At 70.1% G+C, this 26,867-nt stretch carries 27 protein-coding genes and 1 tRNA gene; 12 read left to right on the forward strand and 16 right to left on the reverse strand.

What is annotated here, in order from left to right; all coding sequences use genetic code 11:
- Positions 1 to 130: 130 nt before the first annotated feature.
- Complete coding sequence (locus tag ACFPLC_RS13280) at positions 131 to 283, forward strand: hypothetical protein (RefSeq protein ID WP_378235821.1); 153 nt, start codon at positions 131 to 133, stop codon at positions 281 to 283.
- A gap of 405 nt (positions 284 to 688) precedes the next feature.
- Here the strand turns inward: ACFPLC_RS13280 and ACFPLC_RS13285 are convergent, their stop codons facing one another.
- From ACFPLC_RS13285 to ACFPLC_RS13295, 3 genes are all read right to left on the reverse strand, one after another.
- Positions 689 to 2,131, reverse strand: coding sequence for an alpha/beta hydrolase (locus tag ACFPLC_RS13285; RefSeq protein WP_378191561.1), 1,443 nt, complete (start codon positions 2,129 to 2,131; stop codon positions 689 to 691).
- A gap of 67 nt (positions 2,132 to 2,198) precedes the next feature.
- Positions 2,199 to 2,432 carry a hypothetical protein gene (locus tag ACFPLC_RS13290; protein WP_378191564.1) on the reverse strand — a complete coding sequence of 78 codons (234 nt, stop codon included), beginning with the start codon at positions 2,430 to 2,432 and terminating at the stop codon, positions 2,199 to 2,201.
- 26 nt (positions 2,433 to 2,458) lie between these two features.
- The gene (locus ACFPLC_RS13295; RefSeq protein WP_378191566.1) at positions 2,459 to 3,229 is read right to left on the reverse strand and encodes a DUF4097 family beta strand repeat-containing protein; all 771 of its coding nucleotides are present in this window, start codon (positions 3,227 to 3,229) and stop codon (positions 2,459 to 2,461) included.
- A gap of 173 nt (positions 3,230 to 3,402) precedes the next feature.
- Between ACFPLC_RS13295 and ACFPLC_RS13300 the strand changes: the two genes are divergently transcribed.
- From ACFPLC_RS13300 to ACFPLC_RS13310, 3 genes are all read left to right on the forward strand, one after another.
- Positions 3,403 to 3,936 carry a YbhB/YbcL family Raf kinase inhibitor-like protein gene (locus tag ACFPLC_RS13300; RefSeq protein ID WP_378191568.1) on the forward strand — a complete coding sequence of 178 codons (534 nt, stop codon included), beginning with the start codon at positions 3,403 to 3,405 and terminating at the stop codon, positions 3,934 to 3,936.
- A gap of 84 nt (positions 3,937 to 4,020) precedes the next feature.
- Positions 4,021 to 4,860, forward strand: a complete 840-nt coding sequence (locus tag ACFPLC_RS13305; protein ID WP_378191570.1) for a helix-turn-helix domain-containing protein — start codon at positions 4,021 to 4,023, stop codon at positions 4,858 to 4,860.
- A 1-nt stretch (position 4,861) separates the two neighbouring features.
- Entirely contained in the window at positions 4,862 to 5,020 is a 159-nt protein-coding gene (locus ACFPLC_RS13310) for a DUF397 domain-containing protein (protein WP_191313595.1), read from the forward strand.
- On the opposite strand, the gene ACFPLC_RS13315 is transcribed toward ACFPLC_RS13310, so the two are convergent.
- Both ACFPLC_RS13315 and ACFPLC_RS13320 read right to left on the reverse strand, forming a co-directional pair.
- Positions 5,017 to 5,454: a GNAT family N-acetyltransferase gene (locus tag ACFPLC_RS13315; RefSeq protein ID WP_378191572.1), complete on the reverse strand. Its 438-nt coding sequence runs from the start codon at positions 5,452 to 5,454 to the stop codon at positions 5,017 to 5,019. The two genes, ACFPLC_RS13310 and ACFPLC_RS13315, sit on opposite strands and share 4 nt — an antisense overlap.
- A gap of 21 nt (positions 5,455 to 5,475) precedes the next feature.
- Positions 5,476 to 6,036 (reverse strand): TetR/AcrR family transcriptional regulator, encoded by a 561-nt coding sequence (locus ACFPLC_RS13320; protein ID WP_167384557.1) that lies wholly within the window; start codon positions 6,034 to 6,036, stop codon positions 5,476 to 5,478.
- Between the two features lie 156 nt (positions 6,037 to 6,192).
- Between ACFPLC_RS13320 and ACFPLC_RS13325 the strand changes: the two genes are divergently transcribed.
- The 3 genes from ACFPLC_RS13325 (at position 6,193) to ACFPLC_RS13335 (ending at position 10,175) form a co-directional block, all read left to right on the forward strand.
- Positions 6,193 to 8,406: a (Fe-S)-binding protein gene (locus ACFPLC_RS13325; protein ID WP_378191574.1), complete on the forward strand. Its 2,214-nt coding sequence runs from the start codon at positions 6,193 to 6,195 to the stop codon at positions 8,404 to 8,406.
- A 318-nt stretch (positions 8,407 to 8,724) separates the two neighbouring features.
- Complete coding sequence (locus ACFPLC_RS13330) at positions 8,725 to 9,156, forward strand: DUF742 domain-containing protein (RefSeq protein WP_013230882.1); 432 nt, start codon at positions 8,725 to 8,727, stop codon at positions 9,154 to 9,156.
- A gap of 17 nt (positions 9,157 to 9,173) precedes the next feature.
- Positions 9,174 to 10,175, forward strand: coding sequence for a cation diffusion facilitator family transporter (locus ACFPLC_RS13335; RefSeq protein WP_378191577.1), 1,002 nt, complete (start codon positions 9,174 to 9,176; stop codon positions 10,173 to 10,175).
- Between the two features lie 6 nt (positions 10,176 to 10,181).
- Here ACFPLC_RS13335 and ACFPLC_RS13340 read toward each other — a convergent pair whose 3' ends face one another.
- The 3 genes from ACFPLC_RS13340 to ACFPLC_RS13350 form a co-directional block, all read right to left on the reverse strand.
- Positions 10,182 to 10,880, reverse strand: a complete 699-nt coding sequence (locus tag ACFPLC_RS13340) for a CAP domain-containing protein (protein ID WP_378191579.1) — start codon at positions 10,878 to 10,880, stop codon at positions 10,182 to 10,184.
- A gap of 145 nt (positions 10,881 to 11,025) precedes the next feature.
- Positions 11,026 to 15,504: a DUF7507 domain-containing protein gene (locus tag ACFPLC_RS13345; protein ID WP_378191928.1), complete on the reverse strand. Its 4,479-nt coding sequence runs from the start codon at positions 15,502 to 15,504 to the stop codon at positions 11,026 to 11,028.
- 105 nt (positions 15,505 to 15,609) lie between these two features.
- Positions 15,610 to 16,080 carry a MarR family transcriptional regulator gene (locus ACFPLC_RS13350; RefSeq protein WP_378191581.1) on the reverse strand — a complete coding sequence of 157 codons (471 nt, stop codon included), beginning with the start codon at positions 16,078 to 16,080 and terminating at the stop codon, positions 15,610 to 15,612.
- Positions 16,081 to 16,153: 73 nt separating this feature from the next.
- Here ACFPLC_RS13350 and ACFPLC_RS13355 point away from each other — a divergent pair, with 73 nt between their 5' ends.
- Complete coding sequence (locus ACFPLC_RS13355) at positions 16,154 to 17,347, forward strand: FAD-dependent oxidoreductase (protein WP_378191583.1); 1,194 nt, start codon at positions 16,154 to 16,156, stop codon at positions 17,345 to 17,347.
- Here the strand turns inward: ACFPLC_RS13355 and dcd are convergent.
- On the reverse strand, positions 17,344 to 17,925 hold the full coding sequence (gene dcd / locus ACFPLC_RS13360; protein WP_003058109.1) for a dCTP deaminase: 582 nt from the start codon (positions 17,923 to 17,925) through the stop codon (positions 17,344 to 17,346). The genes ACFPLC_RS13355 and dcd overlap by 4 nt on opposite strands.
- Before the next feature lie 22 nt (positions 17,926 to 17,947).
- Complete coding sequence (locus ACFPLC_RS13365; protein WP_378191585.1) at positions 17,948 to 19,141, reverse strand: oxygenase MpaB family protein; 1,194 nt, start codon at positions 19,139 to 19,141, stop codon at positions 17,948 to 17,950.
- A 109-nt stretch (positions 19,142 to 19,250) separates the two neighbouring features.
- Here ACFPLC_RS13365 and ACFPLC_RS13370 point away from each other — a divergent pair.
- Positions 19,251 to 19,321 (forward strand) — tRNA-Gly (locus ACFPLC_RS13370).
- Here the strand turns inward: ACFPLC_RS13370 and ACFPLC_RS13375 are convergent.
- The gene (locus ACFPLC_RS13375) at positions 19,313 to 20,539 is read right to left on the reverse strand and encodes an RNA polymerase sigma factor (protein WP_378191587.1); all 1,227 of its coding nucleotides are present in this window, start codon (positions 20,537 to 20,539) and stop codon (positions 19,313 to 19,315) included. The genes ACFPLC_RS13370 and ACFPLC_RS13375 overlap by 9 nt on opposite strands.
- Positions 20,536 to 20,886: a YciI family protein gene (locus ACFPLC_RS13380; protein ID WP_043787244.1), complete on the reverse strand. Its 351-nt coding sequence runs from the start codon at positions 20,884 to 20,886 to the stop codon at positions 20,536 to 20,538. Before ACFPLC_RS13380 ends, ACFPLC_RS13375 begins: the two co-directional genes overlap by 4 nt.
- A 118-nt stretch (positions 20,887 to 21,004) precedes the next feature.
- Here ACFPLC_RS13380 and ACFPLC_RS13385 point away from each other — a divergent pair, with 118 nt between their 5' ends.
- Entirely contained in the window at positions 21,005 to 22,204 is a 1,200-nt protein-coding gene (locus ACFPLC_RS13385; RefSeq protein WP_378191590.1) for a cytochrome P450 family protein, read from the forward strand.
- 40 nt (positions 22,205 to 22,244) lie between these two features.
- Here ACFPLC_RS13385 and ACFPLC_RS13390 read toward each other — a convergent pair whose 3' ends face one another.
- Positions 22,245 to 22,895, reverse strand: a complete 651-nt coding sequence (locus tag ACFPLC_RS13390; protein ID WP_191313585.1) for a hypothetical protein — start codon at positions 22,893 to 22,895, stop codon at positions 22,245 to 22,247.
- An 86-nt stretch (positions 22,896 to 22,981) separates the two neighbouring features.
- On the opposite strand from ACFPLC_RS13390, the gene ACFPLC_RS13395 reads away from it, so the two are divergent.
- Both ACFPLC_RS13395 and ACFPLC_RS13400 read left to right on the forward strand, forming a co-directional pair.
- Positions 22,982 to 23,359: a nitroreductase family deazaflavin-dependent oxidoreductase gene (locus tag ACFPLC_RS13395; protein ID WP_378191592.1), complete on the forward strand. Its 378-nt coding sequence runs from the start codon at positions 22,982 to 22,984 to the stop codon at positions 23,357 to 23,359.
- An 8-nt stretch (positions 23,360 to 23,367) separates the two neighbouring features.
- Positions 23,368 to 23,904: a GNAT family N-acetyltransferase gene (locus ACFPLC_RS13400; protein WP_378191594.1), complete on the forward strand. Its 537-nt coding sequence runs from the start codon at positions 23,368 to 23,370 to the stop codon at positions 23,902 to 23,904.
- Here the strand turns inward: ACFPLC_RS13400 and ACFPLC_RS13405 are convergent.
- The 3 genes from ACFPLC_RS13405 to ACFPLC_RS13415 all read right to left on the reverse strand — a co-directional run bounded on the left by ACFPLC_RS13405 (position 23,894) and on the right by ACFPLC_RS13415 (position 26,846).
- Entirely contained in the window at positions 23,894 to 24,220 is a 327-nt protein-coding gene (locus tag ACFPLC_RS13405) for an MmcQ/YjbR family DNA-binding protein (RefSeq protein WP_191313582.1), read from the reverse strand. The genes ACFPLC_RS13400 and ACFPLC_RS13405 overlap by 11 nt on opposite strands.
- 38 nt (positions 24,221 to 24,258) lie before the next feature.
- Positions 24,259 to 25,950, reverse strand: coding sequence for a bifunctional metallophosphatase/5'-nucleotidase (locus ACFPLC_RS13410; protein WP_378191596.1), 1,692 nt, complete (start codon positions 25,948 to 25,950; stop codon positions 24,259 to 24,261).
- Positions 25,951 to 26,024: 74 nt separating this feature from the next.
- Positions 26,025 to 26,846 carry an alpha/beta fold hydrolase gene (locus ACFPLC_RS13415; protein WP_378191598.1) on the reverse strand — a complete coding sequence of 274 codons (822 nt, stop codon included), beginning with the start codon at positions 26,844 to 26,846 and terminating at the stop codon, positions 26,025 to 26,027.
- Positions 26,847 to 26,867 lie beyond the last annotated feature (21 nt).

The raw sequence follows: 26,867 nt of genomic DNA on the forward strand, positions 1-26,867 counted from the left end.
AGCGAGGCCCTGGCAAGTTTTATCCGGCCTTCGCGCACTCCGTCAAGCCGGACTTGAGTCGACTGCGCTCAACCTCTGTACCCAGCCTAACGAGGCGGTTCGGGTTCTTGTTCCCGGGTCCGGCGGCCAAGTGCGGTGTGACGCCGCCCACTCGGTGGTCGGGCCGGCCGGAATCCCGCTCGCGGCAGGGAGCGCGGCCGACCGGCCGCCGCCGCTCCCGAGCCCGGGCGCGGCCTCCGCCGCCGGCTGGGTGCCGGAGGGCGCGGGGGAACGTCTTGAATGACTCATTCATGACCTCCGAGGTCATGAATGAGTCATTCAAGACACCCGCCCCGGGCTTCTCCCGGCTTCGGGTCCCCGGGCTTCCCGGCCCCCGGCCCCCCGGCTCCCGGCCTTTTCGGCCTTCCCGGCGCTCGGCTCCCTTCGGCCCCTGGGCTTCCTGGCCCCGGGCTCCCCGGCCCCGCTCCGGCCCCGGCTCCCCGGCTAGGCCTTCCCCGGTCCTCAGCCCGGACTTCCCGGCTCCCGGCGCTCCCGGCCCTCGGCGCTCCCGGCTCCCGGCCCGGCTCCTCCAGGCTTCCCGGACTTCCCGGCCCCCGGCCCCCGGCCCCCGACCCCCGGCCCCCGACCCCCGACCCCCGACCCCCGACCCCCGGCCCCCGGCCCCCGGCCCCCGAGGGATGATCCCGCCTCACCGGCAGACCGCGCCGCGACCCGGCACGACCCGATCCACCAGGTAAGCCACCTCGGCCGCCCGCGCGCACGCGGAGTTGAACAGCCCGGTGTGCCCGTCGTCCGTGCGGGTCAGCAGGGCCGCGCCGTCGATGGTCGCCGCCAGGCCGCGGGCCCAGGCCAGGGGTGTCGCCGGGTCGTGGGCGCCGCCCACCACCAGGATCGGCGGGGCGCCGTGCACCGGGTGGGTCTGGGGTGGGTTCTTCGCCTCGACCGGCCAGCCCGTGCAGCCGCTGGCGAAGTCCCAGTACTCCGAGTACCGCCAGCTGTGCGGCGCCACCGCGCGAACCAGCCCTGCCATGAGGCCCATGTCCGCCGGTCCGGTGAACGGCGACGGGAAGTCGTGGCAGCCGATCGCCCGGTAGGCCGCGTAGAGCGGGGACAGGAACTGGCTCCGCTCGGTCAGCCCGCGCGCGTCCGGGAACTCGCCCCCGGCCGCGGCCAGGGCCGTGCCCAGCATCGGCCAGTCACCGCGGATGTAGAGGTGGCCGTACACCCCCGCCGAGACCTCGTCGGCCGTCGCGGGGCGGCCCAGGTCGCTCGACCAGATCGCGCCGCGGGCCGCCCGCGCCACGACGTCGTCGTAGAAGCGGAGGACGTCCTGGCCACGCAAAGCACAGTCGGCCGCCCCTCGGCACCAAGCCGCGAACCGGACCAGCGCGTCCTCGGTGGCCGCGGCCTCCTCCAGGATCGCTTGGTTCATCGGCCGCGCGTGGTCGATCGCGCCGTCGAGCACCATCGCCCGCACCCGGCCGGGGTACTTCGACGCGTAGACCGCGCCCAGCTCGGTGCCGTACGAGAGACCCAGCCACGAAATCCGGGGCTCGCCGAGCGCCGCCCGGATCGTCTCGATGTCTTCGGCCGCGCTTTGCGTGTCCGTGTGGGCCAGCAGCGGCCCGGTGCGCGCCAGGCAGTCCTCGCCCGCCTTCCGGTTGTGCGCGACCAGCGCGTCGAACCCCGCCCGCGTCGACGGGTACCGGTCCAGCACCGGGTCGAACAGCGTCGCCGCATCGCACGTGATGCGTGGCGTGCTGTACCAAACCCCGCGCGGGTCGAACCCCACGACGTCGAAGCGCTGCCGCAGCGCATCGAGCTCCGGCGAGGCCAGCCCGCCGAACTGCGCGAACCCGACTCCCGAGCCGCCGGGCCCGCCCGGGTTGACCAGCAGCGAGCCGATCCGGTGGGCCGGATCGCGCGCGGGCAGCCGGGCCAGCGCCAGCTGCGCCGACCCCAGCTCCGGCCGCGCGCGGTCGATCGGCACCTCGACCGTCGCGCACTCCGCCGACGGCTCCTGCTGCGTGGCGCATGGATGCCACGTCAGCACCGAAGCCGAAGCGACGGCCGGTACCGCTGCCATGACCACTACCGCCGCGATGACCGCGACGATCCGGCGCACGTCCATGATGTTTCCTCCCCCTGCCCACGCCGGCCTTCGGCGTGCTTCCTTCCTAACAGCGGCCACCGACAGTTCAGGAGCGGCGGGCGGTCCAGGAGGAGAGGAAGAAATCCGGATTTCCTTGCTGCACAAAGACTTCCGCGGGAGAGCCAACCCAAGAAGTCACACGATAGTGGTAATCCGCGGGGACCGGCACGCCCTGCGCCGGCGTTTCCGACGCCCCGCCCCGCGCGAAGCCGACGGCCCCGAACATCGTGACGGCCCCCAGCAGCGCGGCCACCAGCACGCGCCGTTCGATCCTGCCCATCGAAAACCCCCGTCGTAAAAGGAAAGTCAGGCCGCGTGGACCGTGACGCTGCCGCTCTCGGTGGTCAGGTCCAGCAGGTGCTGAGCCGAACCGTCGGTCGGGACGTCGAATTCGCGGTGCCCGCTGTCACTGCTGCCCTGGATGCGGTACGGACCACCCGGCACGGCCAGTTCGATGCTGCCGCTGTCGGCGTGCACCTTCACGTCGTTCGCCTGGGCCAGCGTGAAGTCGACGCTGCCGCTGGAGGCCGTCACGTCGACCGGGCCGCGCACGTCGCGACCGGTGATGCTGCCGGAGTCGCTCTGCAGCCGGACCTCGCCGACGTCCCGCAGGTCGATCGAGCCGCTGGCCAGCCGCAGCTTCACCGCACCGGAAACGTCCTCGACGCGGGCGTGCCCCGAATCGGACTGAATGTCCACACTCGACACCCCGGCGATGTCCAGCCCACCGGAGTCGAGGTTCCCCGTGACGGGCACCCCCGCGGGCACGACGACCTCGAAGTCGACCGTGCAGTTCGTGCCGCACGTGCCGAGCACCAGCTGGTCGCCGTCCACGCGGTAGAAGGACCCCTCCGGCTTGCTCCGCCAGTTGTAGTGCACCTCTTCGCGCACCGTCGACGGCCCCGAGCCGGTGCGGATCTTCACCGATCCCGAGTCGCCTTCCAGCTTCACGCTGCGGATGGCCTGCGAAACGGTGCTGGTGTTCTCGTACTTCGAACCCCAGCCCCAGCCGAGCGCGGTCGCCAGGCCGACGCCGATCAGAACGATGCCACCCAGAGCCAGAAGCGGGCGCGCCATGGTCGTTGGTCCCCTCAGTGTTGTTTCCTCTGCGTGAGAAAACGTTAGGGCGGGGTGAGCGGGCCGTACATGGGGGTATCCCCCCGAAAGACCCTGAGATCCCTCCCTGAGACGGGGTGGTGCTCGGGGGCATAACCTGGCGCAAGTCTCCAGTTCCGTGATCAGGAGGATCCATGCCGCAAGCACCCGGCCCGTACGAATCCCTGCCCGAAGTGCCGTCGTTCACCCTGCGCAGCAACGACGTCGCCGACGGCGAAACCCTGGCCACGCCGCACTTGTCGGGCATCTTCGGCGCCGGCGGCGAGGACCAGTCGCCGCACCTGGCGTGGGAGGGCTTCCCGGCGGAGACGAAGAGCTTCGCGATCACCTGCTACGACCCGGACGCCCCGACCGGCAGCGGGTTCTGGCACTGGGCGGTGTTCAACGTGCCGGTGTCGGTGACGGAGCTGGCGTCCGGCGCGGGCGACGGCTCGGGCCTGCCCGAAGGCGCGGTGACGCTGAAGGGTGACGGCGGGGTCAAGCGGTTCCTCGGCGCCGCGCCGCCGCCCGGGCACGGCCCGCACCGCTACTACTTCGCCGTGCACGCGCTCGATCTGGACAAGCTGGACGTACCGGAGGACGCGACACCGGCGTTCCTCGGCTTCAACATGTTCGGGCACACGCTGGCCCGCGCGGTGATCACGCCGGTGTACGAGAACAAGGGCTGAGTTTTCCCCGCGGGCCCGGCGCTGTTGCGGATCGGCAACGGAGCCGGGCCCGTTTTTGTCGGACCCCGATGACACACTGCGCTCATGTCACCACCGATAGCGACACCCCGGTCCAGAGCGCTGGGGTTCGGACTGCGGAAAGCGCGGAAGGCGCGCGGGTACGGGCTGCGCGAGCTGGCCCGCGCCACCGATGTGCACGCGGCGGAACTGTCCAATTGGGAGCTCGGCCTGCGCGTGCCCAAGATCGAGGAGGTCGCGCTCCTGCTCGGGCAGCTGCGGGTGCTCGGCGCCGAACGCGACAGGTTGTTCGAGCTGGCGCGCACCGCGCGTGAGCCGAACTGGCTCGAGAAGGAGATGCCCGACGCCCCGGCGATCCTGACGTCGCTGGCCGAGTACGAGCGCACCGCGGCCGCGATCTTCAGCTGGCAGCCGATGCTCGTGCACGGCCTGCTGCAGACGCCGGACTATGCGCGGACGATCCTGGCCTACGGCGGCTCCGCTCCCCAGCTGGTCGAGCAGCGGCTGCGGGTGCGCACGATCCGGCAGACGGCCATGCGCGAGCACCGCGCGCCGGAGTACTCGATCGTGCTCGGCGAAGCCGCACTCCGGCAGGAGATCGGCGGGACGGAGATCCTGACCGAGCAGCTCCGCTACCTCGTCGGTCTCCCGCGGCGGCTGGCGGTGCGGGTCGTTCCGGCGGGCGGCGGATTTCACCCGGGCCTCAACGGCTCGTTCAGCGTCTTCGAGTATTCGGACCTGCCCGCGATCGTCTTCTTGGACCAGCATCGCGGCAGCGCCTACATCTACGATGAGGACCAGGTGACGGACTACAAGTCCGCCGCGAAGACCATGGGATCCCTCGCGCTGGACGTGGACGAATCGCGCGCGTTCATCGAGGGGGTGATCGCGGAACTGGAGGCCTGACGTGACTTGGCGGAAGTCGACTTACACCGGGCAAGAGGCCGAGTGCGTGGAAGTCGCGCTCGCCCAGGTGGTGCGGATCCGCGACACGAAGGACCGCCAGGGCGGAACGCTCGAAACATCCACCCGATCGTGGGACGCCCTCCTCGACGACCTGCGTTAGCCGACGAAGTTCGCCGAGTTCGGCCCTTCGCGCTCGAGGTAGTGCCCGCGGGTGTGCTCGGCGAAGCCGAACTGGCGGTAGAGGCCGTGCGCGTCGGCGGTGTGGAGCATCCAGCGGAACTGCGCGCCGGGCCCGTTGTCGATCATCTCGCGCACGATCTCCTTGCCGAGACCGCTGCCGCGGGCGGCGTCGACGACGAAGACGTCGGCGAGGTAGGCGGACGAGACGCCGTCCGAGAACGCGCGGGCGAACCCGACCATCGTGCCGTCGCGGTAGGCGCCGACCACCCGCCACGAGCCGTCGATGGCGGCTTCGACCTGCTCACGCGTGCGCCAGCGGCCCCAGTAGGCCTCGGTGGAGAGGAACTTCCACACGACGTCGAGGTCCAGCCGCGCGCGGTCGTCGTCGAGTTCGTAGTCGCCAAAAGTCCGCATGATCCGAAGCTAATCGAGGCGTCAACGCGGTTTCAGCAGGTAGTCCACCACCGGGCGCAGCTCCTCGGCCGACGGCGGCTCGTCGTCGATCAGGCCCTGGATGAGCAGCCCGTCGATGCCCGCGAGGAAGACCCGGAACGCCACTTCGTCGTCGTGCCGGACCATCGACGTCAGGACGTCCAGCCAGCGGCGCGCGGCCGGCCGCAGCTCCGGCTTCCGCGCGGCCAGGAGGTACAGCTCGTACTCGGCCATCGTGCGCCCGCGCCGCGGCCCGAGCGCCTCGGCGAGCAGCGCCGCGACCTCCTCGGCGCCGCGTGACCCGCGCGACCGGGCCCGGTCGATCATCCAGTAGACCTCGGTGGCCATGTCGCGTGCGCACGAAATGAGCGTCGCGACCAGCAGGTCGTCCAGCGACGAGAAGTGGTAGGTCGTCGACGTCGTGGGTACTCCGGCCTCGGCCGCGACCGTCCGGTGCGTGACACCCGCGACGCCGTCGCGCTCGATGATCCGCAGCGTGGCCTCGATGAGCTCGGTGCGCCGCTTCTCGCCGCGCGCCTTCCGGCCGTCGACTTGGAGCTTCACCATAGGGTGAAAACTACCTGAACGATCGTCCCAAAACAAAGAGCGACGTACACCACATCGGTGGGACTTAAGGCCACTCAACGGGTTACTCATCAGTAAGGACGGTTAGTCTCCCGGCACCACCACAGTTTTTCCCGGACGAAAGGCACCCGAACGATGGGCGCTCTGCAACTGACGCTCGGCGGGCTCTCCGTCGTGCTCGGCCTCGTCGCCTGGGGCATGTTCGCCGCGACCATCGCCCGTTTCGTACGGGTGATCCGCCTCGGCCAGCCCGACTCGACGCGCAACGGGCCGTTCATGCCGCGCATGAAGACGCTGATCAAGGAGTTCGCCGGCCACACCCGGATGAACCGGAAGCGCAGCGTCGGGCCGGCCCACTGGCTCGTGATGTGGGGCTTCCTGATCGGCTCCCTGGCCCTGTTCGAGGCCTACGGCGAGGTCTTCGTGCCGACGTGGGGCTGGCCGATCCTCGACGACTTCCCGCCGTTCCAGCTGCTCATGGAGCTGCTCGGGCTCGGCACGATCGTCGGCGCGCTGGTGCTGATGGCCATCCGGCAGCGCAACCACCCGCGCCGCGCCGACCGCCAGAGCCGGTTCGCGGGCTCGAACTTCAAGTGGGCGTACTTCGTCGAGGCCGTCGTGCTCATCGAAGGCATCGGCATCATCGGCGTCCGCGCCGCGAAGTCCGCGCTGGACACGCACGAGGGGCCACTGTGGGCGTCCTTCGTCTCGAACCCGATCGGCCAGCTGCTGCCGCCCAGCCCGAACCTGGTGACGATCTTCGCGTTCGTCAAGCTGATGAGCGCCACGGTCTGGCTGATCGTCGTCGCGCGGACCATGACCATGGGCATCGCGTGGCACCGCTTCAGCGCCTTCTTCAACATCTACTTCAAGCGCGAGGACGACGGTGGCGTCGCCTTGGGCGCGCTCAAGCCGATGATGAGCGGCGGCAAGGTCCTCGACCTGGAGGAAGCCGACCCGGACGAGGACACCTTCGGCGTCGGCAAGATCGAGGACTTCAGCTGGAAGGGCTGGCTGGACTTCTCGACGTGCACCGAGTGCGGCCGCTGCCAGGAGCAATGCCCCGCGTGGAACACGGGCAAGCCGCTGTCGCCGAAGCTGGTCATCACGCAGCTGCGTGACCACGCCTACGCGAAGGCGCCATACCTGCTGGCCGGCGGCAAGCGCGACATGGCGGGCGACGAGGTCGGCCTGTCCGGCGACAACATGTACGCGGGCATCGACGTCCTCGCGATCGCCGAGTCCCAGAAGGCGCTGGTCGGCGACGACGGCGGCGTCATCGACCCGGACGTCCTGTGGTCCTGCACCAGCTGCGGCGCCTGCGTCGAGCAGTGCCCGGTCGACATCGAGCACGTCGACCACATCGTCGACATGCGCCGCTACCAGGTGATGATCGAGTCGGCGTTCCCCAGCGAGCTGAACGGCATGTTCAAGAACCTGGAGAACAAGGGCAACCCGTGGGGCCAGAACGCCAAGGACCGGCTGGCCTGGACCGAGGACCTCGACTTCGAGGTGCCCGTGTTCGACGGGGACCTCGGCGACGCCGAGTACCTGTTCTGGGTCGGCTGCGCGGGCGCGTTCGAGGACCGCGCGAAGAAGACCACGCGGGCGGTCGCCGAGCTGCTGCACATGGCGGGCGTCAAGTACACCGTGCTCGGCTCGGAGGAGACCTGCACCGGTGACCCGGCCCGCCGCGCCGGCAACGAGTTCCTGTTCCAGATGCTGGCCCAGCAGAACGTCGAGGTGCTGAACTCGGTGTTCGAGGGCCGCGAGCGCAAGGCCCGCAAGGTCGTCGTGACCTGCGCGCACTGCTTCAACACCCTCGCCAACGAGTACCCGGAGCTGGGCGGCCAGTTCGACGTCGTGCACCACACGCAGCTGCTGAACCGCCTGGTGCGCGAGAAGCAACTGGTGCCGGTGGCGCCGGTCGCCGAGGACGTCACCTACCACGACCCGTGCTACCTCGGCCGCCACAACAAGGTGTACGAGGCGCCGCGCGAGCTGGTCGGCGCGACCGGTGCGCAGCTGCGCGAGATGCCGCGGCACGGCGACAAGTCGATGTGCTGCGGCGCCGGCGGCGCGCGGATGTGGATGGAAGAGAAGATCGGCAAGCGGATCAACATCGAGCGCGTCGACGAGGCGCTCGGCACCGCGCCGTCGAAGATCGCGACCGGCTGCCCGTTCTGCAAGGTGATGCTGAACGACGGCCTCACCGCGCGGCAGAGCGACGGCACGGCGAGCGAGAAGGTCGAGATCGTCGACGTCGCGCAGATGCTGCTGGAGTCGGTCAAGCGCAAGCCGGAACCGAAGCCGATCGCGCTGGGAGCGCCGTCACTCGCGGAAGAGTGACACATTTCCCGAGAACGCACGGCCCCGGTCAGGTCTCCTGGCCGGGGCCGTTTTCGTGATCACGAAGATTGGTGATCAGGTAGCCATTCCGCTACCCATTGTCACATCTTTGTCCTGCCCGGCAGGCCCACTAGCTGGAACTTCGTCGCGGTAATCGTTTTCCTGAAAGATGTTCATGATAATCACTGAAATGGCCCATCAGGTTGAGGAGAAACGACGGCCTGAACCCTGGACAAGCGGCGTATCCTGGCCTTTCCTCGCCGCCGCCGTTGCCAGCGAGGGCACCTTTGACGATCACGGAAACAGGGGGCGGCACGGATGGCCGAGGACCGGCGGACCACGACGACCGGCCGACACGCACTCCACCCCATCCCGGACGAAATCCGGCTCGCCCAGGACTACGTACCCACGCAACGCACCCTCGTGCGCCCGTACGTCCTCACGCGCGGCCGGACGCAGTCTCGGCGGCACCTCGCGATCGAGGCGATGGTCTCCACCCGGGCCGAGGCGCACTGGGACGGCGCCCGGGTGACCGGCGAGATCCGCTCGGTGCGCTCGCTGTGCCTCCACCCGCGTTCGGTCGCCGAGGTCGCGGCCACGCTGAGCGTGCCGCTCGGCGTCGTGCGCGTCCTGCTCGACGACATGGCCGAGCAGGGCCTGGTGACCATCCACGACAGCCGGACCAACGCCGACGGCCGTCCGGCGATGGCGCTCATGGAACGCGTTCTGCACGGCCTGCGCCGCCTCTGAGCACTACGCTCACCGGGGTGAGCGAGGAATCCGGCAACTCCGGCGGCGAAAGCACCCTGACCGTCCTGCTGGCCGGCGGGGTGAACCTGGCGATCGCCGTCATGAAGCTGATCGCGGGCATCATCACCGGCTCGGGCGCGATGCTGTCCGAAGCGGCGCACTCGGTGGCCGACACGATCACCGAAGTCCTGCTGCTGACCGCGTTGAAGCGCTCCGAGCGCCCCGCCGACCGCGTGCACCCCTTCGGCTACGGCAAGGAGCGGTACTTCTGGTCGCTGCTCGCGGCCGTCTCGATCTTCGCCTCGGGCGCGATGTTCGCGCTCTACGAAGGCGTCTCGACGCTGTTCGGGCACGGCGAGGCGCAGAGCACGTCGCTGCTCAGCTACATCGTCCTCGCCGTGGCGTTCCTGCTCGAAGGCACGTCGTGGCTGCAGGCGGTGCGGCAGGTCGTGCGGGAGTCCCGCGCGGAGAACCGCTCGCTGTGGACGTACCTGCGGCTCATCGACGACCCGACGCCGAAGACGGTCCTGTTCGAGGACTCGGCCGCGCTGGTCGGCCTGCTGCTCGCGTTCGGCGGCATCGGGCTGCACCAGCTCACCGGCTCCGAGGTCTGGGACGGCATCGCGTCGATCGCCATCGGCCTGCTGCTCGCCTGCGTCGCCTACCTGCTCGGCCGCACCAACCGCGGCCTGCTGGTCGGGCGCCAGGCCGACCCGACCCTGGTCCGCGGCATCCGCGAACACCTGACCGCCGCGCCGGAGATCGAGGCCCTCGTCGACCTGCAGACCATGCTGATGGGCACCGACCAGGTGCTGGTCTGCACCCGCGTCGACTTCGACGACTCACTCGGCGCCGCGGACCTCGAGCGCGCGTGCGTCCGGCTGGCTTCGGAGCTGACGGAGTCGTTCCACGACGTCACCGAGGTGTTCATCGAGCCGGTGCCGCGGTCCGATCCGGACCTGCGGGCGACGGTGCTGGCGCGGTACGGCGACATCGCCGAGCGGTGGAGCAAGCCTTAACGGGCCTCAGTACCCGAAGTCCTGGACCCAGTACCAGCCGTCGGTGGTGACGCCGACGCCGATCTTCTTGAGCGAGCAGTTCAGGATGTTCGCGCGGTGGCCTTCGGAGTTCATCCAGGAGTCCATCACCTTCGCCGCGGACGTCTGCCCCCGCGCGATGTTCTCCGCGCCCGGCTTCGGGTAGCCGGCCTGCTTGATGCGCTGGTCGAACGTCGTGCCGTCGGGGCTGGTGTGGGAGAAGAAGTTCTTCTCCGACATCAGGTCGCTGAAGTCCTGCGCGGCCTTCGTGACGTGGGATTCCTCGGTCAGCGGGTCGCAGCCGGCTTTCGCCCGTTCGTCGTTGACCAGCGCGATGACCTGAGCGGTTACGGAAGGCGCCGCGGGCTTGGTGCTCGACGGCGGAGGCGGGGCCTCGGACGTCGATGGCTGCGGCGCGGCGGACGTCTCGGTCGGCGTGGGCTGCGCGCTGGACGTCGTCGGGGCGGGGGCCGAGGTGGTGGGGGCGGGCGGCTGACCGGGGGTGGTGGTCTGGACCTGACCGCCGGCGAGGTCGGTTCCGCTGCCGGCACCGGCGCCGGCGCGCTCGTTCGGCAGGACCAGCGCCGCGGCGCCGAGCTCGGCGGTGTTTCCTTCCGCGGTGGCCATCCAGGTGCCGGCCGCGGCGGAAAAAACGCCGAGCAGCACACTGAGTGACACCATCACCACGTGAGCACGTTCACCAATGGGGGACACGGCGCAGGAACGTATCACGGGACAATTACGGCGAGAACCCTACGAACGCCCTGGTCACATTTCCCGTCGGCGACAGGTATGGATTTCGGGGCAATCGGCCGCTTCCGCGTTACTCCATTCAGCGCATTCGGACCACGAAGGTCGTTTCGCCGGACCCACTCACCGGACGACGGGTCGGGTCTTGACCGGTGGCGGTTGCTTTGCTCGTGAAGCCAACTTTCCCGGCGGTCGTTGTGCAGGTGTACGAAAGTTCGGCGTCCACGGCCAGCGCGGATGCGGCGTGCGCGCACGACGGCGCGTGGTCGTCGGCGACGACCACGTCGACGAGCGGGACGTCACCGGTGTTCTTGACCAGGATCGAAAACGTGACGGTGCCGCCTTCCCGGACTTCGTACGGTGCCGCGTCTTTCATCACCGCGATCCCGGGGTGGATGACGTCGACTTTTGCGTCACCGGTCGATTGCACGGTGCGACCACTCGGGTCAATTCCGGTGATCTCGAGCGCTTGCCCGAAGTCGTCGGACGGCGCTTTGCGGGTGCAGGTGTAGGTCTTCGCCGTTCCGGCGGCCACGGTGTCGAACCTGTTCGCGCAGGTGGCCTGTTCGTCCACAATGGATACGGAAGCCAGCGGGACGTCGCCGGTATTGCGCGCGGTGACGGTGAAGGTGACTTCGTCTCCCTCGCGGGCCATCGGGGACTTCGCGTCGATCGTGAGCTTGACGGCGGGGTGGATGACGTCGAGCTCGTCCGTGTCCTTGGTGGTGAGCGGCGGGCCGACCGGGGCGGTCGCCGTCGCTTCCGCGGCGAGTTCCGCGTCGTCGGCCGGGGCGGCCGTGGTGCAGTCGAAGTTCTTCCGGTCGTGGGGTTTCAGCTCGTCGAAGGTCTTCGTGCAGGCCCCGCTCCGGACGTCGACGGCGGTCAGCGGGACGTCGCCGGTGTTGGTGACGGTGAGGGTGGCGGTGACGGCGTCGCCGGGACGGAAGGGGCCGCCATGGAGAACCTGGGTGAGCTCGAGGGCGGGGTGCAGCACGGTGTAGGCCGCGTCGTCGGTCGCGCTGACCTGGCGTTTCACCGGATCGGTGCCACTTGCGGTGGCCGAGCTCACAAAACTGTCGGTCCCGGCGTTTACATTGCAGGAGTGGCGCTGCCGGGCGCCGGGAAGGAGGGTGCCGATGGACTGAGCGCACGCCGGAAGCTGGCTGTCCACAAGGGACACATCGGTCAGCGGGACATCGCCGGTGTTCGCGACGAGGAGGGAGAAGGTGACGGTGTCGCCTTGCCGGACGCGCGTGGGTGAGGCGTCGTCGGTGACGGTGATCGCGGGGTGGATGACGTCGACTGCGGCTTGGGCAGTGGCAGTCACCGGACGGTTCGTGGCGTCAATACCGGTGGCTTTCGCAACGGCGGCGAAGTCGGTCTCACCGGCGGCTTGGGTGCAGCTGTAGGTGTGTTCGGCCTGCGGTTCGAGCATGCCCAGGGCCTTGGCACAGCCCGGCGCTCGTTCGTCGGCGACGGTGACGTCCTGGAGCGCGCTGTCACCGGTGTTGGTCACGGTGATGGTCGAGGTCACGGAGTCGTCAGCGTGCACCACGGCGGCGTCGACGGTCCTGGTGACGGCAATGGCGGGGTGGATGACGTCGACGTCGGCACTGGCCGCGGCACCGACATCCGGGCCGACGGGTGGCGTGGCGACGACCCGGAGGGTGCGGCTGACGTCGTCGGCCGGAGCGGTGGTGGTGCAGGAGAAGTCGCGGGTGGTACCGGGGTCGACGGTGCCCTCGATGGCTTGGGTACAGCCGGTGGGTGGGGGCGGGGACGCCGAGGAAGTGGCTCGCGCGTCGGCGACCTGCCCGTCTGTGGCCCGCACGCCAGCGAGCGGCTCACCGGCGGTCCACCCGCCCACGGCCCGCATGCCGCTGCCCGGCGCGTCCGCGACTTGCCCGCCCACGGCCCGCACGTCGCTCGTCTGCGCGTCCGTGACCCGGAGGCTCGTCAGCGGCACGTCACCGGTGTTGCGGACCGTGATCCGGAACGGCACCTTGTCGCCCTCGCGGAACGGGCCGCCCGGTACCTCGGCGGTGATCGCCACCGCCGGGTGCTGGACCGCGAACGCTCCCTCGGCCTCCGTCGTCACCGGGCGGGCGGTCGGGTCCGTGCCCGTCAGCGTCGGCTTGCTCGCGAAACCCGTCGCGCCCGCGACCGTCGTGCACGTGTACTCCCGCTGCCCCTGCGGCTGGAGCGCGCCGAGCTGCTTCGCGCACAGCGGGACCTGGGCATCCGCGACCGCAACCTCCGTCAGCGGTACGTCGCCCGTGTTGGCCGCGGTGATCGTCCACGTCACCGTGTCGCCTTCGCGGACCTGGGCCGGTGTCGCGCGCACGGCGAGCTTGGCCGCCGGGTGGATCACGTCCACCGCCGCGTCGTCGGTGACCTTCACCGCGCGGCCGAGCTGGTCCTTGCCGGTGGCTGCCGCCGTTGTGGCGAAGTCGTCCGGTGGGGCCGGTGCGGTGCACGTGTACGTGACCGTCGCGCCCGGGGCGAGCGCACCGATCGCCTTGGCGCACGCCGGGACGTCGTCGGCCACCGCCACCTCGGTCAGCGGTGCGTCGCCGGCGTTGGCGACCGTCAGCGTGTACGTGATCGGGTCGCCCGCGCGCGCGACACCGGGCGTCGCGGCCGCAGTGAGCGTCAGCGCCGGGGCGAGCACCGTGACCGTCGCCGACGCGGTGGCCGTCACGGGCTGGCCGGTCAGGTCGGTTCCGGTCGCCGTCAGCCGGGACGTCGTGGTCCGGGACGGGTTCGCCGTGCACGTGTACGTCTGCGTCGCTCCGGCGGCCAGGCCGGCGAAGGTGCGCGCGCACGCGGCCGTCGTGTCGTCGGTGAGCTTCACCGGGGCGAGCGGGGTGTCGCCGGTGTTGCGGACCGCGACCGTCCAGGTGACGGCGTCCCCGGCGTGGATCACCGGCAGGTCCACGGTCTTGGTGACCTCGACCGCGGGCGCGATCGTCGGCGCGGGTGCGTCGGCGGTCGCCGTGACCTGCTGGCCGAGCTCGTCGGTGCCCAGCGCGCTCGCCGTGTTGACGCCGTCGGCGATCGGCGCCTGCGCGGTGCACGTCGTCGTGCGGCTTTCGCCCGGCGCGAGCGCTCCGCTGAGCGCGCACGACGGCGTCTTCGGGTCGGCGACCTGGACGTCGGACAGCTCCGTGTCGCCGGTGTTCGTGACCTTGATCGCGAAGGTCGCGGCGTCGCCGGCGCGGTACGCGGGCCGATCGGCCGTCTTCGTCAGGCCCAGTGCCGGGTGCAGGACGTCGACGGGGGCGCTCGCGACGCCGTCGAGTGCGTCGCCGAGCGCGCTCGTGCCCGTCGCCTGCACGGTGTTCGTGAAGTCGCCGGGCGGCGCGGTTCCGGTGCACGAGTAGCTGACCGTCTGGTGCGGAGCGAGCGTGCCGAGCGGTTTGGCGCAGCCCGGGACGGCCTCGGCGCCGACCTCGACTCCGGACGCCGGGACGTCGCCCGGGTTGGTCACGCCGACGACGAACGGCACCGGCTCGCCGGCGTGCACCTTCGGCTGGGTCGCGCGCACGGCGACCTGGAGTTCGGGCACCGGCACCGAAAACGCCAGGTTCTGCGCCAGGACGGCGTCGCCGCTGGTGACGAAACCGAGCTTGGCGCTCGTCGCGCCGGCGGGGATGCTGTCGACGTTGAACGCCTTCGCGTCGACGCTGAAGTTGTTCTTCGCGCCCGGTGCCGCGGCGTTGTCGGCGTTGGAGACGAAGAAGTTGGACGTGCCGCCGGTCGCGGGCTCGGCGGCCGGGGTGCCGTCGATCAGGAACTGGTCGCCGGACTTGCCCCAGTCACCGTCGTACGCCGTGACGCCGAGGTGCGCGTCGGCGGCCGCGGCGCGGAAGCCGGCGATCGTCGTCTCCGTGGGCGGGGCGCCGGCGGCCTGCCGGACGTGACCGTCGTAGACCACCACCTTGCGTTTGCTCGGCGCGTAGTCCGCATTGCGCTCCGGGTAGGCGTAGACGAGCACGATCGACCAGCCGCCGGCGCAGTCGAAACCTTGGGGCGCCCAGACGTTGCCGACCGTCACGTCGAAAACCGGCGGGACACCGGCGAACCGGCTGGTCACGTCCGCGTGCGCCGAGTAGTAACCGCCGTCTTCGGCGTACCCGGAAGGGGCGACGTCCACCGGTGACGCGCTGCCGACGGAAATCCGGACGTTCTGCTTCGCGGGCGTCCCGGGCGGCGCGACGGCGGAGGGACCGCAGCTGGTGCTGCCGGCCCAGTTCAGCAGGGCGAAGGCAACGCGCGCTCCCGGCGGGACGCCCACCGACGCGCTCGCCGAGTCGAAGGTGGCCGCGTCGGCGTCGACGTCGGCCCACTGCATGAAGAAATCGTCGTTGGCCAGATTCTCCTTGCGGTCGGCGGTGTTCGCGCACGCCGCCGGGGAGGCGACCGGGCAGCGCAGGACGCCGTTGCCCGCGTAGACGAAGTCGCCGTACACCACGGCGTCGTACCCCACCTCGAACGGCGGGGCGGCGGCCGCGCCCGCCGACGGCACGAAGGCCGAGGCCAGGAAGACCAGTGCCAGCACGAGAATCGGGCGAAGCGGTCTTTCGGGCAACGGCACTCCTCGCCACCTCCGGAGCCGAGACGACCTTCGGAGCGTGGCACGAGACCCGGTTTTGCGCCCTTAAACTCACTCGTTCGTGGCGGCGGTCAGCTTCTCCGTCGACTCGTGGGTGAGCGTGGTGGCGGTCCGGACGAACCCGATGATCGTCCGCAGCTCGTCTTCGGTGTAGCGGTCGCAGAGCTCGTGCATGCCCTTGACGAGGTGGTCCCACAGGTGCACGCCGCTCTCGATGGACCGCAGGTCCAGGGCGATGAGGATCTTGCGCCGATCGTCCGGGTGCGGCTCGCGGTTGACGATGCCCTTGCCCTCCAGCCGGTCGATCATCGCCGTCACCGACGCGGGCGCGAGCCCCGACAGCCGCGCGAGCTCCTTCGGCGTCTGCGAGCCGAAGCGCGCGAGGTAGTCGAGGACCTTGGTCTCCACCGCCGACAGTCCCCGGGTCGCGGCGATCGCGGTGTGGAACATGACCGTCTCCGTCGACAGCTCCCGTGACCTGAGCAGGACCTCTTCGACGAGTTTCGTTCGCTCGCTTGACACGGCGACCAGCCTAGCTCACTCTTTAGTTCGACAGAACGAATTAATTTCTAAGACATTCGAGGGGTCGAACGACATGACACGGGCACTGATCATCGGGGGCGGCGTCGCGGGCACGATCACGGCCATCGCCCTGCACGAAGCCGGGCACGAGCCGTTGCTGTTCGAGGCGTACGACCGCGGCGCCGAGGGCGTCGGCGCGTTCCTGACGCTGGCGGTCAACGGCCTCGACGCGCTGCTCCCGCTCGGCCTCAAGGACGTCGTCCGCAGCGCCGGTTTCGACTCCCCGCGGATGTCGATCGGGCTCGGCAACGGCACGCGGCTGGCCGAATTCCCGCTGGGCGGCGCCCTCCCGGACGGCACGGTGAGCCAGACCGTCCTGCGCTCCGACCTCTACGTGGCGTTGCGCGACGAGGCCGCGCGCCGCGGCATCCAGGTCGAGTACGGCAAGCGCCTGATCGGCGCGAGCCAGACGGACACGCACGTCAGAGCCGACTTCGCGGACGGCTCGCACACCGAGGGCGACCTCCTGATCGGCGCCGACGGCCTCCGCTCCCGGGTCCGCACGATCATCGACCCGGACGCGCCGTCACCGCGGTACGTCCCGCTGCTGAACACCGGCGGGTTCGCCGAAGGCCTGGACCTGCCCGACGAGCCGGGCGTGCTGAACATGGTGTTCGGCAAGCGCGTGTTCTTCTGCCACGTCGTCAGCTCGGACGGCCGCGTCTGGTGGTTCGCGAACCCGGCCCGCAAGACCGAGCCGACCGCGTCCGAACTGGCCACGCTGGCCGGGGACAAGCTGCGCGCCGAGCTCCTGCACCTGGTGGCCTCCGACCGGACACCGGCCGCCGAGATCATCCGCGCGACGCGGGAGATCTACCCGGCCTGGCCGACGTACGACTTCCCGACGGTCCCGGTCTGGCACCGCGGCCGCATGGTGATCATCGGCGACGCGGCGCACGCGACGTCACCGGCGGCGGGCCAGGGTGCCTCGATGGCCATCGAAGACGCCGTCACGCTGGGCAAATGCCTGCGCGATGTGCCGGACGTCGAGCGCGCGCTGGCCACGTACGAAAGCCTGCGGCGCGGGCGCGTCGAGGCGGTGGTCGCGGCCGGCAAGCGCAACGGCGATCAGAAGGTGATCGGCCCGGTCGGGCGCGTGGTCCGCGACTTCTTCATCAAGCGGGCGTTCGCGAAGCCGTTCGACGAGGACCCGAACGCCTTCATGTGGAATCACCACATCGACTGGGACGAAAAGGTCGCCGCTTAGCGCCAGGTGTCGACGCGGTGGAAGTTCTTGTACGCCCGGCTCGGGGTCGGGCCGCGCTGCCCCTGGTAGCGGGACCCGGCCTCGCTGGAGCCGTACGGGTGCTCGGCCGAGCTCGACAGCCGGAAGATGCACAGCTGGCCGATCTTCATGCCCGGCCAGAGCGTGATCGGCAGGTTCGCGACGTTCGACAGCTCCAGGGTGATGTGCCCGGAGAAGCCGGGGTCGATGAACCCGGCAGTCGAGTGCGTGAGCAGCCCGAGCCGCCCGAGCGACGACTTGCCCTCGAGGCGCCCGGCCAGGTCGTCGGCCAGGGTGACGAGCTCGAACGTCGAGCCGAGGACGAACTCGCCAGGGTGCAGCACGAAGGGCTCGTCGCCCTCCTTCTCGACCAGCGAGGTCAGCTCGTCCTGCTGCAGCTGCGGGTCGATGTGGGTGTACTTGCTGTTGTCGAAGACGCGGAAGAACCGGTCGAGCCGGACGTCGATGCTGGACGGCTGGACCATGCCGGCATCGAAGGGGTCGATGCCGAGCCGGCCGGCGTCGAGCTCTTTGCGGAGGTCACGGTCACTGAGCAGCACGCCGGAAGCCTATCCGGTGGGTTCAGGCGGCCCGCATGTGCTGCGCGTACGTCGTGTCCGGCGCGAAGATCTTCTCGAGCCGCTTGACGTATCCGCGGCGCCCGGCCTGGCCGATCCGTTCCTGCAGCGCCGTGGCCCCGGGGATGAACCGCCGCACGGTCTCGGCGGCGAAGTTGACCCCCGCCACCGCGACGATCGCCGCCTGCGCGACCGGGTCGTTCGGCAGCCCGAGGAAGTCGGCGTTGGTCTTCCCGAGCACGAGCCGGCTGATCGAGGAGTGCACGGCGACGGAGACGTGCGAGAGCACCTTCCCCACGGCCCCGCGCCCCTCGCCGACGGCGGCGTTGGCCTCGATCAGCGCCTTGGCGAGGCGCTTCGAGTCGTCGTCCGGGATGAACTCGGTGGCGGCGAGCAGCCACAACAGGCGCCAGGCATCCTCTTCCGAGGTGGGCAGCAGTTCGTCGTCGACGCCCATGAGCCAGCCGATGTACCGCCAGAGGTGCAGGATGTCACCGCGTTCACGCGCGGAGTAGCGGAGGCCGAGCAGCTGCGTGCCGAAGACGTAGACGAGCGAGAAGAGCAGAAGCGTCCCGGCGGTCTGCACCTGGTTCACGGGCCGATCCCAGGCGGCGTAGTCCCAGTCGTCCCGCCGGTTCATGGCGGCGCGCACGTGGGCGTGCACGAGCCGGATCCGCAGCGCCGAGGCGTACCCGCGCTCACCGTGCTTGAGCGCACCGGGCGTGGTGACGTCGATCCACCACGCGGCGGTCTCGACGAGCCGCCGGGTGGCCTTGTGCTCGATCTCACCGGTGCCGACCAGCGATTTCGTGGCGCGCGAGGCGAGGTAGCCGCCCATCAGCGACATGTCCCCGAGCGGGAAGAGCCCCAGCAGCCCGGCCCGGGTGATGGCTTTCGCGCCCCGCTCGAGCCGCTCGTCGTCGACCCAGTAGGGCTTGGCGTCGACCTGCTCGAAGAAGTCCTTGAGCGGCCCGGTGGCGTTGGCGCGGTCCGTGAGCGCCGCCTCGAAGAGGGCGCGCCCCTGCCCCTTGGGCTGCTGCGCCATCCAGGCGACGACGTCGTCGGCGAGCTTGTCCTGCACCTGGGCGAACTCGCGGATCCGGGCGATCTGCCGTTCGTCGCCACGGATGTCACCGTCGATGAACAGCCGCTGGGCCAGCCGGAACCCGCCTTGCCGGAACAGCTCGGGCTCGTCCATGGCAGTCACCTCCGGAGTCGACAACAAGTGTTGTCACTTGACGGGCGCGAGTCAAGGCGGAGGGCGCTGGACAAGGGGATCACGGTGCCGTGTATGCTGACGACGCACTGCGGATGTAGTTCAATGGTAGAACATCAGCTTCCCAAGCTGAATACGCGGGTTCGATTCCCGTCATCCGCTCTCATCGAAACCCCGGGCGTTCTGCCCGGGGTTTTCGCTTTCCATTCTCGCGCGCAGATGCGCCACATGAGCGGCAGGCAATCCCGTTTCTTCCGCACGCGCCAACGCCGAAAAAGCCGACGGCGAACCCAAGCGGTGCAACAACTCCGCCCGCGAGGCGTGCCACCACGGGTAGTCATCCAACCCCGCCAAGGCGTCCACCAGCGCCAATGCCGAAGCCGGCCCGTCGCGTTCCGCCACCGCGGCCGCGCGGTTCAAGCGGACCACCGGGGTGTCCTGCACCGACAACAACACGTCGTACCAGGAAATGACCGCGTCCCAGTTCGTTTCGCCGTACGACGGTGCCAGGTCGTGGCAAGCCGCGATCGCCGCCTGGACCACGTACGGGTTCGGCAGCGCCGGCGTTCGGCGCAGGCCGCGGCCGACCAGCTCCACTCCTTCATTGATCAGCTCGGCGTCCCACCGCGAACGGTCCTGCTCGGAAAGCAACACCGGCACCCCCGACGAGAACCGCGCGGGCCGGCGGGCGTCCTGCAGCAGGACCAAAGCCAGCAGCCCCAACGCCGTCGGCTCGTCCGGCATCAGGGAGGCCAGCAGGCGCGCCAACCGCACGCCCTCCGCGAGCAACACAACGCGGCCCGTGTAGCCCTCGTTGAAGATCAGGTACACCGTCGATGCGACGCCGGCCAAGCGAGAAGGCAGCTCCTCCGCCGACGGCACCCGGTACGGGATGCGTGCCTGCGCGATCTTCTGCTTCGCGCGCGTCAGCCGCTTCGCCATCGTCGCTTCCGGCACCAGCAAGCCCCGGGCGACCTCCGCGGTCGACAAACCGCCCAAGGTCCGAAGCGCCAAAGCCACCTGCGCTTCCAGGGACAACGCCGGGTGGCAGCAGGTGAAGACCAGCCGCAGCAGGTCGTCGCGGACCGACATCGGGTCGGGGTACGGATCGACGGCGGGCATCGCGACGGCCTCCTTCCCGAGCCGCTTCGCCTCGCGGCGAACCACGTCCACCGCGCGGTGGCGGGCCGCGACCAGCAGCCAGCCGCGGGGATTGGCCGGGACGCCGTCGCGCGGCCACGTCTCCAGTGCGCGCACGACGGCGTCCTGCACCGCGTCTTCGGCCAGGTCGACGCTGCCGGTGACGCGGACCAGCGTGGCCAGTACCCGGGTGCCCTCGTCCCGGACCAGCCGCGCGACCGCGTCCCCGGCGCCGGTCACTTGCCGAAGTCGACGACCGGCCGGACCTCGATCGCGCCGTCCCAGGCACCCGGGATCCGGGCCGCGACCTTGACCGCCTCGTCGAGGTCGGCGCATTCGAGCAGGTAGAAGCCGGTGAGGGCTTCCTTCGTCTCCGCGTACGGGCCGTCGCTGGTGACGATGTCGCCGCCCTTGCCGCCGGTGACGCGGACCGTCGTCGCGGTGGCCGTCGGGTACAGGGCCGCGCCGCCGCGGATCACCGCGGCCGCGCCCGCGCCGAACTCGTCGTAGTCCTTCATCATGTCCGTGGCTTCGGGCGTGGTCGGGTCGATGTCGGTGGCGTAGATGATCGCGGCGTACTTGGGCATGAGCTGCTCCTCGCGGGTCCTGACCGGCGCCGATCGCCGGTTCTCACTGTAGGGACGAACGGGCGAAGCCGCGCCGGGACACTTGTCGCGAAGAAACTTCGGCGGGCAGGGTGGCCGCATGGGAGAGCCCGCGCTGTTCGGTCCGGACTTCGATCGCGACCCCTCACCCGCCTACGCGTGGCTGCGCGAACGACCACCGCACCGGCTCGATTTCCCGACCGGCACCTGGGCCTGGCTGATCACGCGGTACGACGACGCCCTGACGGCGCTCAACCACCCCGCGCTGGTCAAGAGTCCCTTCGCCGGGAACGAAGAGTGGCAGCGTTCAGGTATGGGCCTGCCGCTGGACCACCGGCCGTCACTCGCCACCAACATGATCAACACCGACCCGCCCGAGCACACGCGGTTGCGCCGCGCGTGCGCCGGCGCGTTCGGCTCCCGCCGGATGCAGAACCTGCGCGAGCGCGCCCAGCAGGTGACCGACGAGCTGCTCGACGCCGTCGAAGCGCGCGGGCACGGCGATCTCGTCACCGACCTCGCCTACCCGCTGCCGATCGCGATCATCTGCGACCTGCTCGGGGTGCCCGAGCGCTACCGCGAGGACGTCCACGAGTGGTCGCTCGTCATCGACTCCGCCGACGACACCGACGGCTCGAAGGTCCGCGAAGCCACCGACGTGCTGGAACGGCTGGTCACCGAGGTCGTCGAGGCCAAGCGGGCGACGCGGGACACCGACCTGATCAGCGACCTCGTCGCGCAGGAGGCCACCGGCACGCTGTCGCCGGACGAGGTGACGTCGACGGCGTTCCTCATCCTGATCGGCGGCCACGAGACGACGGTCGGGCTGATCGCGACCGGCGCGCTCGTCCTGCTGACCCACCCGGACGAGGCAGCGAAAGCCCGGGCCGACCCCGCGCACCGCGCGGCCGTCATCGAGGAGACGTTGCGGCTGCACGCGCCGCTGCAGAACGCGACCTGGCGGTTCCCGACCGAGGACGTCGAGATCGGTGGCCGGGTCATGCGCCCGGGCGACCCGATCCTCGTCTCGGTGCTGGCGGCCAACCGTGATCCCGCGGTGTTCGAAGACGCGGACGCCTTCCGGCCGGGCCGGCGCGGCGAAGAACGTCGGCACATCGCCTTCGGCGTCGGACCGCACCTGTGCATCGGCGCGGCCCTCGCCCGGCTGCAGGCGGACGTCGCCTTCGAGACCTTGCTCCGCCGCCTGCCCCAAGCTCGGCTCGCGGTGCCCGAGGAGGAACTCACCTGGTGGCCGAGCCCGATCACGCGCGGGCTCTTCCACCTGCCGATCGAGCTGTGACAACCGGGGGCTCCGCCATCCGGAACCCCCGAAAAGACAGTCAGCCCTCGACGAGCTCCCAGTCCGAGTCCGGCGTCGCCCGGTCGTACACCTGGCCCGGCGCGGCCTTCAGCACCGAGCGCACGTCCGGGTACAGGTTCGCCACGTGCTCCAGCTCCAGCCCCTCGACCTCGAAGTCCTCCGCCTCGGGGACCTCGAAGCCGACGAACAGCCAGGTGCCGTCCTGCTCGCGGACCACCTGGCGGACCGCGCGCACCGGCTGCTGCGGGCCGGTCGGGATCTCGGTGAGGCCGCTGCTGATCTGGGCTTCGTCGTCCGGCGAGCCTTCGTACTTCCACGCCGCGCGGCGCTGGGCGAGCAGCCGGACGTCCTCGTCCTCGTCGTCGGACCCGGTCACCGACGAGAGCAGCCACGTGCGGCGCTCCGGGTCCCAGTCGGCGGCCATCCCGGTCGGCAGGTCGGCCAGCGCGCCCAGCTGCGGCAGCAGTTCGACGGCTTCGCGCAGCGACATCTTGCCGAAGCTCTCGCGATTGACCAGCACGTCGTCGGACAGCTCGGTGCCGTCGCTGATGAACCAGTCGTCCTCGTCGTCCAGCACGACGAAGCCCAGCGCGTCGGGGTCGTTCACCAGGGCCAGCGCGATGATGACCGGCCCTTCCGGGTCCTGGCGCAGCGGCCATTCGGTCGACATGCGCCATATCCCACCATCGGGCGACCTCGGGCCGCGATCCGGGGTCACCGCTCGATTAATTCATCGAGCGTTGATATTATCGGGTCATGGTGCTGCCCAAAGGACTCGCCCGCTTCAACCGCGTGGTGACCAACCGGATCAACAAGTACGTCGTGAACTGGGCGCCGGGCTTCGGGATGCTCGTCCACAAAGGACGCAGATCCGGCAAGGAGTACCGCACGCCGCTCAACGTCTTCCGCACCGATGACGGCTTCGTCGTGGCGCTCACCTACGGCCCGGACACCGACTGGGTGAAGAACGTGCTGGCCGCGGAGAGCTGCACCATCATCACCCAGCGGAAAAATTACCGCGTGCACTCGCCGCAGCTCGTGCATGATGAGTCACGCCGAGCGATGCCGACGCCCGTGCGCCAGTTCCTCGGCCTGCTGAACGTCCACGACTTCCTGCTGCTGAAGCGGGAGTAGGGGGAGAAATGCTGCTCGAGGGGGAACTCGTCCGGCTGCGCGCGCTCGAACCGGAGGACGCGGAGCGGATCCACGCGTTCGTGACCGACCCCGAGGTCGGCCGCTGGATGGAAAACGGCCACCCGCTCTCGCTCGCCCAGGTGCGCAAGCGCTGCGAAGAGCGCGCGGTCAACACCTACGAGAAGGTCGTTCTCGGCATCGAGGCCAAGGCCGAGCGGAAGCTCATCGGCGTCATCGACCTGCGCGACGCCGAACCCGAAATCGGCGAGGCGTACCTGGACGTCTACATCGGCGACGCCGAGTACCGCGCGGGCGGCGGCTACGGCACCGAAGCACTCCGCCTGCTGTGCCGGTACGGCTTCAACAACATGCGGCTGCACCAGATCACGCTGTGGGTCGTCGCCGAGAACGAGGTCGCGCGGCACGTCTACCGCAAAATCGGGTTCGTCGAGGAGGGCCGGCACCGCGAAGCGTTCGTCGGCCTCGACGGCAAGCGCCACGACATGATCCTGATGAGCATGCTCAAGGGCGAGCTCAAGTGGTGAGCCGCTTGGGCGCCCTCAGCCGCCACGCCTCTTCGAGCAGCTCACGCAGCTGATCGACGTCGACGCGGTCGAGGTCGACGATGACCATGCCGTGCCCGTCGTAGTGCGGGGTCGTGAAGAAGGCCGCGTCGCCGGAATCCAGCAACGCGGCCTTCTCGTCGAGCCCGCACAGCACCACCAGGCCGCCTTCGGCCTCGGTGCGCAGCCGCGCGAACCCCTTGCCCGCCACCTTCAGCGCGGGCGTCCGATACCACGTCGACGCCTCCACCTCCGGCAGCCCGGAGGCGAGGCGGACGACGTCTTCCCAGGTCGTCATGGGTTCATTGTCGACCCGGTGTCTTGGAGAAACCGGACCTACGGCAGGCGCGTGATCCGGTCCGCCGCGGGCGGCGCCAGGTTCGGGTGCGCGCCCAGGTAGGCGATCAGCGCGTCGAGGTCCACCGGGCCGCCGGACAGGTTCGTGCCCTTGGTGAACTCGGTGAAGCCGTCCCCGCCGGCGGCGAGGAAGTTGTTCACCGACACGCGGTACGACGCGGCCGGGTCGACCGGCGTGCCGTTGATCGTGAGGTTCGAGATCCGCGAGCCCTGCGGCGCGGACGCCGAGTAGGTGTAGTGCAGCGAGCTCGAGATCTGCAGGAACCGGGTGACCGAGCCCTGCCACTGCTGCTCCAGCACGTTCTTCAGGTTCGCGCCGGTCAGCGTGATCGTCTGCATGATGTTCGCGAACGGCTGCACGGTGAACGCCTCGCCGTAGGTGACCACGCCGTCGCCCTCGCCGTTCGGCGACGACTTGTACGTCAGGTCGGCGCGGATGCCGCCCGGGTTGGTCATGGCGACGACCGCGTTGTTCGACTGCGTGCCCGCGAGCTGCGCGTCGGCGATGACGTCGCCGAGCGGCGACTCACCGGCCGCGTTGCCCGCCGCCGGCAGGTCGGCGGTGATGGTGCCGACCTGCTTGTTCGCGATCGGCGCGGACTTCGTCTTGGCCTCGGCGACCAGCGCGGCCACGGCCGGGTCCGGCGTCACCGTGCGGGTGACGATCTCGTTGAACGCCTTGGTCTGCGACCGCACGACGTCACGGGTCTTGCGGCTGATCTTCAGGTCGACCACCGAAAGCAGGCGCCCGAACGACGAGCCCTGGATGACCGGCCGCGGCTGGCCCGCCGGGTCGTTGATCACGCAGTTGTACTGCTGGTGGCTGTGCCCGGTGAAGAAGGCGTCGACCTTCGGCGTCACCGCGGCCGCGATCGCCGCGGCCGGGCCCGGGCGCAGCTTGCAGTCGTTCGGGCCCTCGACCTCGGTGCCGTCGCCCTGGTGCAGGAGCACGACCTGGGCCTTGACGCCGAGGAAGTCGAGCAGGTTCGCGGTCCGGTTGATCGCCTCGACCTCGTCGCCGAACTTCAGGCCCTTGATGGCCTCCGGCGTGACGACGGTGGGCAGGTCCTTCAGCGTGGCGCCGATGACGCCGATCGGCACGCCGCCTTCGAACTTCACGGTGAACGGCAACAGCGCCGGCAGGCCGTTGGTGAAGTACACATTGGACCCGATGAACGGGAAGTTCGCACCCTTGAAGGTGGTCTGGAACTGGCAGCCGTCGGTCGGGTGGCAGCCGCCGAACTGCATGCGCTGCAGTTCCTTGTAGCCCTCGTCGAATTCGTGGTTGCCGACGACCGAAGTGTCGACACCCAGCATGTTCAGGAAGTCGATGGTCGGCTCGTCGTGGAACAGCGCCGAGATCACCGGCGACGCGCCGATGTTGTCACCGGCGGACACGACGAACGAGTTGGCCACCTGCGCCCGCAGCTGCTTCACGTGCGTGGCCAGGTACACGGCGCCACCGGCGTCCACAGTGGTCCCGTCCGACTGCACCACGCGCCCGCTGGAGCCGGACGGCGGCTCCAGGTTGCCGTGCAGGTCGTTGAACCCGATGATCCGGACGTCGGTGGTGGGATCCGGGCGCTGGCCCGCGGACGCGGGTGCGGTGGTCACCGCCGTCGTCGCCAGCGCGGCCGCGGCGAACACCGCGAGCCGGGTCGAAAGCCTCATGAGTGTTCTTCCTCCGATTCGCGCCCCAGGTCCCCGAACGGGCGCACGGCGGAGGATTCTGCCTCGCGAAGCAGTCACCTACCAGGGTCAAAAGACGGACGTAAAGCGAATGTCACCCAACGGCTTCCCTCGAGCAGCACCCGCGCGACGAGTTCCGGGTCGTCGTTCATCGGCACGTGCCCGCAGCCCGGCAGCAGCCGGAACACCCCGTCCGGCGCGACTTTCCGCAGGTCGGCGACGCGCGGCCGGGCGAGGATCCGATCACGCTCGGCCCAGGCGATGGTCACCGGGACGCCGGTGACCGGTCCGGTGAACCGGAAGTCACCGCGGGACTGGGCGGCGGTCGGCTCGAAGCCCGGTGCGGTGGCGAGCGCGTGGGCGTCCTCGACGACGGTGTCGGGAGTCTGCAGCTCGGGGCGTCCGACGATCATCCCGGTCAGAGCGCGGCGTCCGGACGCGGTGGCGGCGATGCGGCGCACGACGTGCGGCGGCGTGCGCTGCGCGAGCGCGCGGTGGGCCTTGAGCGTGGCGATCGCGTACATCTTCTGGCGCCGGTTCCACAGCCCGGCCGGGGACAACGCCGTGACGCTGCGGACCAGCCCGGCCTGCCCGAGTGCCAGCGACAGCAGGCCGCCGAGCGAGTTGCCGGCCACGTGCGGCCGCTCGAGCCCGAGGTCGGTGAAGAGCTCCTTGAACATCACCAGCGCCGGCTCGATGCCGTACCCGCCGGCCGGTTCGGGCGACTCGCCGAAGCCGGGCAGGTCGACGGCGATGACGTCACGATGAGGCGTGAGCAGCGGGAACACCGGAGCCCACGCCTGGCGGCGGTGACCGATGCCGTGGATCAGCACCAGCGGCTCGCCCCGGCCCGCGCGGTCGTAGACAACGTCGTCCATGACCCGAGAATAGTCGAATCT

The sequence above is a fragment of the Amycolatopsis plumensis genome, assembly GCF_042652605.1.
In the GTDB taxonomy this organism is placed as follows: domain Bacteria; phylum Actinomycetota; class Actinomycetes; order Mycobacteriales; family Pseudonocardiaceae; genus Amycolatopsis; species Amycolatopsis plumensis.